This window comes from uncultured Abyssibacter sp. (genome assembly GCF_964000955.1).
In the GTDB taxonomy this organism is placed as follows: Bacteria; Pseudomonadota; Gammaproteobacteria; order Nevskiales; family OUC007; genus Abyssibacter.
In genome coordinates this window covers 1-11,000 of record NZ_CAXFCL010000019.1, presented here as the reverse complement: position 1 = coordinate 11,000, position 11,000 = coordinate 1, and the positions used below count along the sequence as shown (strand labels likewise).

Sequence of the window (11,000 nt, the reverse complement as noted above, 5' to 3'; positions counted from 1 at the left end):
GCAGCAATCCACGGCATCATGCCGCGCAGCTTGGCACCTACCTGCTCGATTTCGTGCTCGGCATTCAGGCGACGACGTGCGGTCATGGACGGATAGTTAGTGTTGCCTTCCTGGATGAACATCTTGGCGTACTCGCCGGTCTGGATGCGCTTGAGTGCATTGCGCATTGCAGCGCGAGACTCGTCGTTGATCACCTCAGGGCCGGTCACGTACTCGCCATACTCCGCATTGTTGGAGATGGAGTAGTTCATGTTGGCAATGCCGCCTTCGTACATCAGGTCGACGATCAGCTTGAGTTCGTGCAGGCACTCGAAATAGGCCATCTCCGGCTCGTAGCCGGCCTCGACCAGGGTCTCGAATCCGGCCTGGACCAGCGCGGACGCGCCGCCGCAGAGCACCGCCTGTTCGCCGAACAGGTCGGTTTCCGTTTCCTCACGGAAGGTGGTTTCGATAATGCCGGAGCGGCCGCCGCCGATGGCCGATGCATAGGCCAGCGCGACATCTTTCGCGGTGCCGGTCGCATCCTGCTGCACGCAGATCAGGCAGGGCACGCCGCCGCCGTTGCTGTAATGCGAACGAACGGTGTGACCGGGGCCCTTGGGAGCGATCATCACCACGTCGAGATCGGCGCGGGGCTCGATCAGCCCGAAATGGATGTTGAAGCCGTGCGCGAAGGCCAGCGCGGCGCCTTCCTTGATATTGCCGACCACGGCTTCGTACAGCGCCTGCTGATGCTCGTCGGGGACCAGCACCATGATCACGTCGGCGCCCTGCACGGCCTCGGCCGGGCTCTTGACCGTCAGGCCGGCTGCTTCCGCCTTCTTCCACGAGCCGGAACCCTCGCGCAGACCGACCGTGACCGAGACCCCGCTGTCATGCAGATTCAGTGCATGGGCATGGCCTTGCGAGCCATAACCCAGAATCGCGACCTGCTTGCCCTGGATAAGGGACAGGTCGGCGTCCTTGTCGTAGTAGACATTCAATGCCACGGGGGTCTCTCCGGTTTGTTGCTTGAAGGGAATGCGCTCAGGCGGTGTGCCGTAGCGCCAGGATCTGATCGCCACTGGCGATGGCGGCAACGCCGCTGCGGACGACTTCGTGGATTTCCACGAACTCGCGCAGTTCGCGCAGGAAATCATCGACATCCATGCCCGAGCCGGTCAGCTCGATGACTCGCAGTCCGTCGGTCTGATCCACGACCTCGGCCTTGTAGCGCTCCAGGAGTTCGGTCATGCGGTCCTTGGAGGTCACGACATAGCGCACCTTGACCAGCAGCAGTTCACGTTCCACATGACCTCGGCGGGTCAGTTCCACGCGATCCACGACGTCGATCAATTTCGAGATCTGCTTGTTGATCTGGTTGATCACCTGATCGGTTCCCGTCGTCACCAGCGTGAGCCGGGACACGGCGGGATCATCGGTCGGTGCCACCGACAGCGATTCGATGTTGTAGCCGCGCGACGAAAACAGGCCCGCGACGCGCGCAAGCGCCCCGGATTCGTTCTGCAGCAGGATCGAAATGATGTGTCGCAAGGGCCGACCCGAATTTAAAGAGTCGCGCACGGTAATCAGGCCGTAGACGAAAATCAAGCAGATCGGCCACAAGAATGCTGCACCGCAACTTGCCGTCCGATAAACTGGGGGGTTCCACCCCGGAATCCGCCTTGGAACCCAAGATGATGAGTGCGACCGTGACTCCTGCCGATACCGACCTGCGACGCGAACCCGAAACCCTGTCGGGTTCGGAGATTATCGTCCGCGTACTGGCCGAGCAGGACGTCGATGTCATCTTCGGTTATTCCGGTGGCGCCATCCTCCCGACCTATGATGCCGTGTTCCGTTACAACGCGGACCACGCCGACAGCATGCCGCTGATCGTGCCCGCCAATGAGCAGGGCGCCGGCTTCATGGCCGCCGGTTACGCGCGTGCTTCGGGCAAGGTCGGCGTGGCGATGGTGACCTCCGGCCCCGGCGCGACCAATTGCGTGACGCCGGTACGCGACTGCATGGCCGACTCGATTCCGATCGTGGTGATCTGCGGCCAGGTGGCCACCGGCGCCATCGGCACCGACGGCTTCCAGGAGGCCCCGGTCACCAGCATCATGGGCAGCTGCGCCAAGCATGTGTTTCTGGTGACCGAACCGGAGCGCCTGGAGGCCACCGTGCGCACCGCCTTTGCCATTGCCCGGACCGGCCGACCCGGCCCCGTGGTGATCGACGTGCCCAAGGACGTCCAGAACTGGACCGGCCCCTACCGCGGCGCCGGCGAGCTGCCCATCCCTGGCTATCGGCAACGTATCCGCGCGCTGGAAACGGCGCCGCTGTCGGAACGTCGCTGCGAGGATTTCTATGCGTTGCTGGCGCAGTCCGAGCGGCCGCTGATCTATGCGGGCGGCGGCGTGATCTCCAGCGATGCCGCGCAGGTGATGCGCGAGTTCGCGGACGAATACGGCATCCCGGTCGTGACCACGCTGATGGGGCTGGGCGCCTACGACACCACGCAGCCGCGTGCGCTGCACATGCTGGGCATGCACGGCACCGCCTACGCGAACTATGCGGTGGACGACTGTGATTTCCTGATCGCGCTGGGCGCCCGCTTCGACGATCGCGTGGCCGGCGTGCCGGACAAGTTTGCCGGCAATGCCAAGCACATCGCCCACTTCGATATCGATGCCTCGGAGATCGGCAAGGTCAAGCCGGTGCACTGGCATCACGTGGGGCGCCTGCAACCGGCGCTGGAGACCTTGCTGGAATTCGGTCGCCAGCAGCAGGTCCGGACGGACTTCGGCGCCTGGCACGGCCATGTCGCGGAACTGAAATCGACCTACGCGATGAACTTCGATCGCAACAGCGACCTGATCCAGCCCTACGCGGTGCTGGAGGCGATCAACCGCCTCACGGAAGGTCACGCACTGATCTCCACCGGCGTCGGGCAGCATCAGATGTGGGCGGCTCAGTATTTCGACTTCCGCGAGCCGCGTCTGTGGCTGACCTCCGGCTCCATGGGCACCATGGGTTTCGGCCTGCCCGCCGCAATCGGCGCCCAGTTCGCCCGGCCGAACACGCTGGTCATCGATATCGATGGCGACGCCAGCATCCGCATGAATCTCGGGGAACTGGAGACGGTGACCACCTACGATCTGCCGATCAAGATCGTCGTGCTGAACAACTACGGCGACGGCATGGTCAAGCAGTGGCAGAAGCTGTTCTTCAAGGGGCGATTCGCGTTCTCCGACAAGTCGCTGCACAAGAAGGACTTCGTCAAGGCTGCGGAAGCCGATGGCTTCCCGTGGGCCCGCCGGCTCGATGATGTCGCGGATATCGACGCGGTGGTGAAGTCCTTCATCGAGTTCGAAGGTCCCGCGTTCCTGGAAGTGATCATCGACCCGGACGCTGGCGTCTACCCGATGGTCGGCCCTGGCATGAGCTACACGCAGATGATCACCGGCGATCACATCCCGTCACGGCATGCCCCGACGGAGCAGGCGGACCAGTCGGAAATGTTCTAGGGCCGTCACACGACAGCCCGATTCAACAGACTCCGTCGCGTTGTTCCCCTGAGCGACATTCAACCAATGCGGTGGCCGGTGGTCGCACTGCTGGTGCTCGTTGCACTGGCCGCGTCGCCGGCCCTCCCCGCCGACGACGCGGCCTACCGTCTCGCCAGCGCCCGCACGCTGGAAAACCGCGGACAATTGACCGCAGCCATTGTCGAGCGCCTGTGGGCGGATCAGGCGCTGCACCGCATCGAGCAGCGGGATCACAACGATCATCAGATCTGGCGACTGCTGCAACGACTGCCCAGCACCGCGCTGAACGCGCCCCCCGCCGCAGCGCCGTGGACCGCCGAGGGTTGGTGGGCGCTCGCGCGCAGCTACCGCGACCATGCGACATCCCACTGGGACCTGGCCCGCACGCTGGACGCCTGGGCACGCCGGTATCCCGATCACCCGGCCCGGGACTCCATTCTGCGAACGCTGCAGGTGGACTTGCCGCCGACACAACCGACCTACCGGCATGTCGCGCCGCGGCACGCGGTACGCCCTCAGCGAATCGCGGTCGTCGTGCCGACCTCCGGGCCACTCGGCGACGCCGGACGGGCACTGGCCGACGCCCTGCTGGACGCGGCGAGAGCCGCACCTGACCTGAGCATCCGGCTGTTCGACAGCGGCGCGGGTGACAGCTATTCGGTGTATCAGGCGGCGGCCCAGTACGGACCGGACCTGATTGTCGGCCCGCTGGACAAGAGCACCGTGGAGGTGCTGTCCCGACAAGGACGGCTGTTGATCCCGACCCTGGCGCTGAACTACGGCAGCAGCAGCGCGTGGAGTGCCGGCAATCTCTGGCAATTCGGCCTGGCGCCGGAGGATGATGCCGCTGCCGCGGCCGCTCAGGCCATTCAGGCGGGCCGGCGGCGCGCCGCGATTCTGTTTTCCGATGACGACTGGGGCAGGCGGGTCGGTCTCGGCTTCCTGGAACACTATGAAGCGCTGGGCGGCGAGGTGATCGATCAGGCCAGCTTCTGGGCCGGCAGCGATGATCTGCAAGCTGCCGTGCAACATCTGCTGCAACCCGATGCGACACGGCCGCTGTGGCAGGACACCCGCCCAGGCCGACTCGCGGGCTCACGCCGGATCGACATGCTGTTCCTCGCCGCGAAGTCGCGTGACGCGAGACTGCTCGTCCCGCTGCTGCGCTTTCATCATGCGGTCGATCTGCCGGTGTACGCGCCAGACGCCGCCCTGAGCGCCCGTCGCGACCAGGAAGCGATCAATGATCTCCGGATGGTGCTGCTGTGCGGCCCCCGCGACAACAACGGGGAAGCCGGCGATTTCGCCCAGTTCTCGGCGCTGGGACGCGACGCCTTCGCGGTGGCGACGCAACTGCCGGCGCTTGAGTCCGGACAGGAGATCCAAGGAGCGACCGGCCGGCTGTCCCTCGCCACCGGCGGACAGGTCAGGCGTCGCGCGACCTGCAGTCCGCTGCGACCCTGAGCGAGGTCATCGGGCAAAGGACGGCCGCGGTCCGCCCTTCACCCGAAACAGTCACTTGAGCAGGATGTTCGCCTTGTTCTTGGCGAAGGTCTTTTCCCCGACCCCCTTCACCTTCTTGAGCTCCTCGGCGGACTTGAACGCGCCGTGATCCTTGCGGTACGCGACAATACGCTGCGCCGTCACGGGGCCGACCCCGTCCAGCTCCTCCGCCAAGGTTGCCGCGCTCGCGGCGTTGATGTTGACCGGCCCCGCGAAACTCAGCGCCGAATAGAACAATGCCACAACAAAGATGATGTATTTCATGCTGTTTCCCTCACTGGTTTGAAAATCAAGCGCAACATGCGCTCACCAACAAGTAACGGGGAAAAACTTCAATTCCGGACACGACAGCAACGACCGTTCGTCGGGTGTCGGTGCGATCGATCCACCGGAGAACGCGCGCAAACCACCACTCGGAATCATTTGGTCTGCGCGTGTGCATGATCTACCATCGCCGGAGACGGCATCACGCCGATATGGGAGGACGCGGTGACAGCGGGTGATCAGACAATCCAGATGGGTTATATCGGCGGCCTGGCGCGTCGACTGATCAACGATGGCCTGCTGACGGATGCCGCGGCGCGCGAGGCCCAGGCCAAATCGTCCAAGGATCGCATCGCGCTCGTCCATTGGGTTGTCTCCCAGAATCTGGCATCGGCGCTGGACGTGGGCATGGCCGCAAGCCGCGAGTTTGGCCTGCCGCTGCTCGATCTCAACGCGATGAACATGGAGTACGCGCCGATCAGCGAGGTCAGCCAGGCGCTGATTCGTGACCATCGCGCGCTACCCCTGTTCAAGCGCGGCAAGCGGCTATACGTGGCGACGTCGGACCCGACGAATCTGCAGGGCCTCGACGAGATCAAGTTCAACACCGGCCTGACCACCGAACCGGTCCTGGTCGAGGACGACAAGCTCGGCAACTTCATCGAGAACGCGCTGAACGCCATGGAGGCTGCGTCGCTGGATGTCGGCGACGAAGATCTGGAGAACATCGACCTCGACGAGGGTGACGACGCCAAGGAAAGCGAGGACATCACGCGGGCCGATACCGAATCCGCGCCGGTCGTCCGCTTCGTCAACAAGATTCTGCTCGACGCGATCAACCGCGGCGCATCGGACATCCACTTCGAACCCTACGAGAAGAAGTACCGGGTTCGGTATCGCCAGGACGGCATTCTTCAGGAGATCGCGACGCCCCCCGTGCAAATGGGCATGCGGCTGGCGGCCCGGCTCAAGGTGATGTCGAGAATGGACCTCGCCGAACGCCGCGTACCGCAGGACGGCCGCATCAAGCTGAACCTGTCGAAGACCAAGGCCATCGACTTCCGCGTCAACACCTGCCCCACGCTGTTCGGCGAAAAGATCGTCCTGCGTATCCTCGACCCGACCAGCGCCCAGCTCGGGATCGATGCGCTGGGATACGAGCCACACCAGAAGGAGCTTTATCTCAAGTTCCTGAGCAAGCCCTACGGCATGATCCTGGTGACCGGCCCGACCGGCAGCGGCAAGACCGTGTCGCTCTACACCGGGCTGAACATCCTCAACACGGCGGACCGGAACATCTCCACGGCGGAAGATCCTGCGGAAATCAACCTGCCCGGCATCAATCAGGTCAACGTCAACCCGAAAGTCGGCCTGACCTTCGCGTCGGCCCTGAAGGCCTTTCTCCGTCAGGATCCGGATATCATCATGGTGGGTGAGATTCGCGACCTGGAAACGGCCGAGATTGCGATCAAGGCCGCGCAGACGGGTCACCTGGTGCTGTCCACGCTGCATACCAACGACGCGCCGCAAACACTGACCCGCATGCTTAACATGGGTGTGCCGGCCTACAACATCGCCTCGTCGGTCTCGCTGATCATTGCCCAGCGACTGGCACGCCGCCTGTGCAAGCAATGCAAGCAGCCGATCGATATCCCGAGAGAGGAACTGATCAAGGAAGGCTTCCTCGAATCCGATCTGGAGAATCTGACGCTCTACGAAGCCAAGGGCTGCGATGCATGCAGCGGCACCGGCTACAAGGGCCGCGTGGGTATTTACCAGGTCATGCCGGTCAACGAGGATATGGGGCGCGCGATCATGGAAGGCTCCAACGCCATGGAACTGGCACAACTCGCCAAGCAACAGGGCATCGACGATTTACGTCGATCCGGGCTGCTCAAGGTCCTGCAAGGCGTCACCAGCCTGGTTGAAGTCAACCGGGTCACCGTCGACTAGCCGGAAGCGAAACGAACACCATGGCAAAAGCGGCAACCAAAGAAGCCACCTTTCTCTGGCAAGGCACCAACCGCGAAGGCTCGCGGGTCAAGGGACAGATGGACGCGCTCAGCGACGCGCTGGTCAAGATTCAGCTGCGCAAGCAGGGCATCAACCCCATCAGCGTGCGCAAGAAGAGCGAGCTCTTCGGCAAGCGCAAGAAGAAGATCGAAACCGGCGACATCGCCGTGTTCTCGCGGCAGATGGCGACGATGATGCAGGCAGGCGTGCCACTGGTGCAGGCGCTGGAGATTGTCGGAAAGGGTCACGAGAACCCCTCCATGGGTCAGATGATCAGCGAGATCCGATCCGAGATCGAGGGCGGCGCGACCTTCGCCGAATCCCTGTCCAAGCACCCCAAGTATTTCGACGACCTGTTCGTCAACCTTGTCGACGCCGGCGAGCGCTCCGGGGCGCTGGAGGCGTTGCTGGACAAGATCGCGACCTACAAGGAAAAGACCGAGGCGATCCGGAAGAAGGTCAAGAAAGCGCTGACCTACCCGGCGGCAGTTGTCGTCGTGGCCTTCATTGTGACCGGTATCTTGCTCTATTTTGTCGTGCCACAGTTTAAGGATCTATTCACAGGTTTTGGGGCCGATCTACCCGCCTTTACCCTGCTAGTGATTTCGCTCTCGGAGTTCGTGCAGGCCAAATGGTGGCTGGTTCTCGGCATCATCATCGCCGTGGGTTTTACCCACGCACAGTGCCACCGCCGCTTCCGGCGCTATCGACATGTGCAGGACCGCATCATGCTCCGGTTACCGGTCATCGGCGATATCCTGAACAAGTCCGCCGTGGCACGATTCGCGCGCACGCTATCGACCATGTTTGCAGCCGGCGTTCCGCTGGTCGATGCACTTGATTCGGTATCTCGAGCAGCCGGGAATATCGTCTATGAAGATGCCATTCAGCAGATGAAGGATCAGGTCGCTACAGGTCAGCAACTGCAGGTCAGCATGGCCCAGTCCGGCGTTTTCCCGAGCATGGCCGTGCAGATGATTGCCATCGGCGAGGAATCCGGCGCGCTGGATTCCATGTGCGCCAAGGTCGCGGACTTTTACGAGGAAGAGGTCGATAACCTCGTGGACAACCTCTCCAGCCTGCTGGAGCCGCTGATCATGGCGGTGCTCGGCGTGCTGGTCGGCGGTCTGGTCGTCGCCATGTATCTGCCCATCTTCAAGCTCGGTTCGGTGGTCTGAGACGCCGGAACATCCGCTCGTTTTCCACCGGAACCCAATGTGATCGAACTGTTGCAGACATCGCTGTCGCTATGGATCGGCGTGGCAGCGATCGTCGGTCTGCTGGTGGGCAGCTTTCTCAACGTGGTCGTTCACCGCCTGCCCCGGATGTTGCAGCAGACCTGGCGACAGGAATGCAGAACATTGCTCGAACTGCCCGAGTCGGCTCCCGAGCCACCCCGGGAATCCCTGATCCACCCCGGCTCGCGCTGCCCGTCCTGTCACGCGAGCATTCACTGGTACGACAATATTCCCGTTGTCAGTTTCCTGTTCCTCCGGGGCCGTTGTCGATACTGCAAGGCCGGAATCAGCGGGCGCTATCCGCTGGTGGAACTGCTGACCGCCGTCGCCAGCGGCGTGGTCGCATGGCAACTGGGGTTCAACCCCTACGGCATCGCGGCGATCGGGCTGACCTGGGCGCTGATCGCCCTGTCCGCCATCGACTTCGATCATCAACTGCTGCCGGACAACATCACGCTGCCGGCGCTTTGGGCCGGGCTGCTGCTGAGCGTCGCTGGCGGTCCGGTGCCGCCAGCGGACGCAATCATCGGCGCGGCGGCCGGCTATCTGTCTCTGTGGCTGGTGTTCCATGGCTTTCGGCTGGTCACCGGCAAGGAGGGCATGGGGTATGGCGACTTCAAGCTGCTCGCCGTTTTCGGCGCCTGGCTCGGTTGGAGTGCCCTGCCGCTGACCATCCTGCTGTCTTCGGTCGTTGGCGCCCTCGTCGGCGGCACCCTGATCGCAACCGGCCTGCTGAGACGGGATCAGCCAATGCCGTTCGGCCCGTACATCGCCGCCGCGGGCTGGGTCGCGATGCTGTGGGGTGACGAGCTCGTCCATGGCTACCTGCAGTTCGCGGGGCTCTGAATCATGATCTGGACGGTTGGCCTGACCGGAGGCATCGCCAGTGGCAAGTCGGCCGCGAGCGCCATGTTCGAAGCACTGGGCGTACCGGTGCTGGATGCCGACCAGACCGCGCGCGACGTCGTGGAACCGGGCACGCCGGGACTGGCCAGGATCATCGAGACATTTGGCAACGAAGTGCTGACTGCCGACGGGCAACTCGACCGCGCCAAATTGCGTGCAATCGTGTTCAAGGACAACGACAAGCGGCAGGCGCTCGAGGCGATTGTTCACCCGGCCGTCCGCGTGGCCATGCAGGCATGGCGCGAGTCGCTGGACACGGACTACTGCATCCTCGCCATTCCGCTGCTGGTGGAATCAGGCCTCAACCGGATGACCGACCGCGTGCTGGTCATCGACGTGGATCCGGACACGCAGCGACGGCGCCTGATCGAGAGGGACGGTATTGACGCGGCCCTCGCGGAACGCATGATCCAGTCCCAGGTCGGCAGGGAAGAACGACTGGCCGCCGCCGACGATGTCGTCGACAACAATGGCTCGCTGGCGGCATTGCAGTCGCAAATCGATACACTGCACCGTCGTTATGTCGCGCTCAGTCACGCTGAATGAGCAATTTGTGTTGATGTCGTTACAATGCCCCTTCGCAGTGGGGCGCATTGCATGATGGGACCGGGAACGTCCTCCGACATCATTTGGTTCGAGCAACCGCTCAACGAACGGGTGCGCACCTACCTGCGCCTCGAATTCCTGTTCAAGCGTCTGAAGCACCATCGGGCGGATGCCAGCTACTGGGGGCGACGCGCGGCGGTCGGGGCATTGCTCGACATCTTCCTGCTGCTCGGTCGCAGCGACCTCAAGGGCGACATCACCAAGGAACTCGGGGAACAGCATGCGCACCTGCGCCGGCTCGAAGCGCAGCCAGGCGTCAATGACGACCGGCTCAGCGACGTGCTCAAGCGCATCGAGCAGGCCGTTCAGGCAATTCAGGGCCTGTCCTCCCAGTTCGCGGGGGCCGCGTTACGCAACAACGACTTTCTCGTCAGCATCGCCAACCGGATCGCCATACCGGGGGGCACCACGGGCTTCGACCTTCCGAACTTCGAACTGTGGCTACGCCGGCCGCTGGAAGAATCCGAACACGACCTGAATGCCTGGTGCGCGGACATCGGCGCGTTCGAGCGCGCCATCGATCTGGATCTGGAGCTGATCCGAAACAGCGCCAACCCGTCGACCATGGTGGCGCGCGACGGCATTCACGTGCAGTCGCTGGATGGCCCCAGACAGATGCTGCGTATCGGCGTCCCGGTGACCTGCCGTGCCCATCCGGAGATCAGCGCCGGCAAGCACCGGTTCACCGTCCGTTTCATGGAAACCCGGGAAACCGGAAGCCGCAGCCATCAGGTTCGGACGGACATCGAATTCCGATTGGCCTGCTGCGGCATCGGATGACTCGATCGCCGGATCCAGTCCGCGCTGACGCGATGTTCTCTCGTACCACGCCCCAGGCGCACGCGCAGCCAGGCCGCGTGGCGCGACCCCGCCGCACGCTGACCCGGTCACGGGCGACCCGCTGATGCCCGCGACGGAACCGCCACGACTCGTGCGTTGC

At 63.5% G+C, this 11,000-nt stretch carries 10 protein-coding genes; 7 read left to right on the top strand and 3 right to left on the bottom strand.

The window, feature by feature from the left end; translation table 11 throughout:
* Together ilvC and ilvN are read right to left on the bottom strand one after the other, a co-directional pair.
* Positions 1-983, bottom strand: a 983-nt coding sequence (gene ilvC / locus ABNS06_RS00630; RefSeq protein ID WP_348671966.1) for a ketol-acid reductoisomerase, incomplete at its 3' end; no start/stop codon positions are given.
* A gap of 43 nt (positions 984-1,026) precedes the next feature.
* Positions 1,027-1,533: an acetolactate synthase small subunit gene (gene ilvN, locus ABNS06_RS00625; protein WP_348671964.1), complete on the bottom strand. Its 507-nt coding sequence runs from the start codon at positions 1,531-1,533 to the stop codon at positions 1,027-1,029.
* Positions 1,534-1,679: 146 nt separating this feature from the next.
* Here ilvN and ilvB point away from each other — a divergent pair, with 146 nt between their 5' ends.
* Positions 1,680-3,509: a biosynthetic-type acetolactate synthase large subunit gene (ilvB, locus tag ABNS06_RS00620; RefSeq protein WP_348671962.1), complete on the top strand. Its 1,830-nt coding sequence runs from the start codon at positions 1,680-1,682 to the stop codon at positions 3,507-3,509.
* 66 nt (positions 3,510-3,575) lie between these two features.
* Positions 3,576-4,994, top strand: coding sequence for a penicillin-binding protein activator (locus ABNS06_RS00615; protein WP_348671960.1), 1,419 nt, complete (start codon positions 3,576-3,578; stop codon positions 4,992-4,994).
* A 51-nt stretch (positions 4,995-5,045) separates the two neighbouring features.
* On the opposite strand, the gene ABNS06_RS00610 is transcribed toward ABNS06_RS00615, so the two are convergent.
* Positions 5,046-5,297, bottom strand: coding sequence for a helix-hairpin-helix domain-containing protein (locus ABNS06_RS00610; RefSeq protein ID WP_348671958.1), 252 nt, complete (start codon positions 5,295-5,297; stop codon positions 5,046-5,048).
* A gap of 252 nt (positions 5,298-5,549) precedes the next feature.
* Here ABNS06_RS00610 and pilB point away from each other — a divergent pair, with 252 nt between their 5' ends.
* From pilB to zapD, 5 genes are read left to right on the top strand one after another with little or no spacing between them, the layout of a single operon-like run.
* Positions 5,550-7,250, top strand: coding sequence for a type IV-A pilus assembly ATPase PilB (gene pilB, locus ABNS06_RS00605; RefSeq protein WP_348671965.1), 1,701 nt, complete (start codon positions 5,550-5,552; stop codon positions 7,248-7,250).
* Between the two features lie 20 nt (positions 7,251-7,270).
* A complete protein-coding gene (locus tag ABNS06_RS00600; RefSeq protein ID WP_348671957.1) occupies positions 7,271-8,488 on the top strand; it encodes a type II secretion system F family protein in 1,218 nt (405 codons plus the stop codon).
* A 39-nt stretch (positions 8,489-8,527) separates the two neighbouring features.
* Entirely contained in the window at positions 8,528-9,394 is an 867-nt protein-coding gene (locus tag ABNS06_RS00595) for an A24 family peptidase (RefSeq protein ID WP_348671956.1), read from the top strand.
* A gap of 3 nt (positions 9,395-9,397) precedes the next feature.
* A complete protein-coding gene (gene coaE / locus ABNS06_RS00590; RefSeq protein ID WP_348671955.1) occupies positions 9,398-10,000 on the top strand; it encodes a dephospho-CoA kinase in 603 nt (200 codons plus the stop codon).
* 51 nt (positions 10,001-10,051) lie between these two features.
* Entirely contained in the window at positions 10,052-10,840 is a 789-nt protein-coding gene (zapD, locus tag ABNS06_RS00585; RefSeq protein WP_348671954.1) for a cell division protein ZapD, read from the top strand.
* Positions 10,841-11,000: the final 160 nt, after the last annotated feature.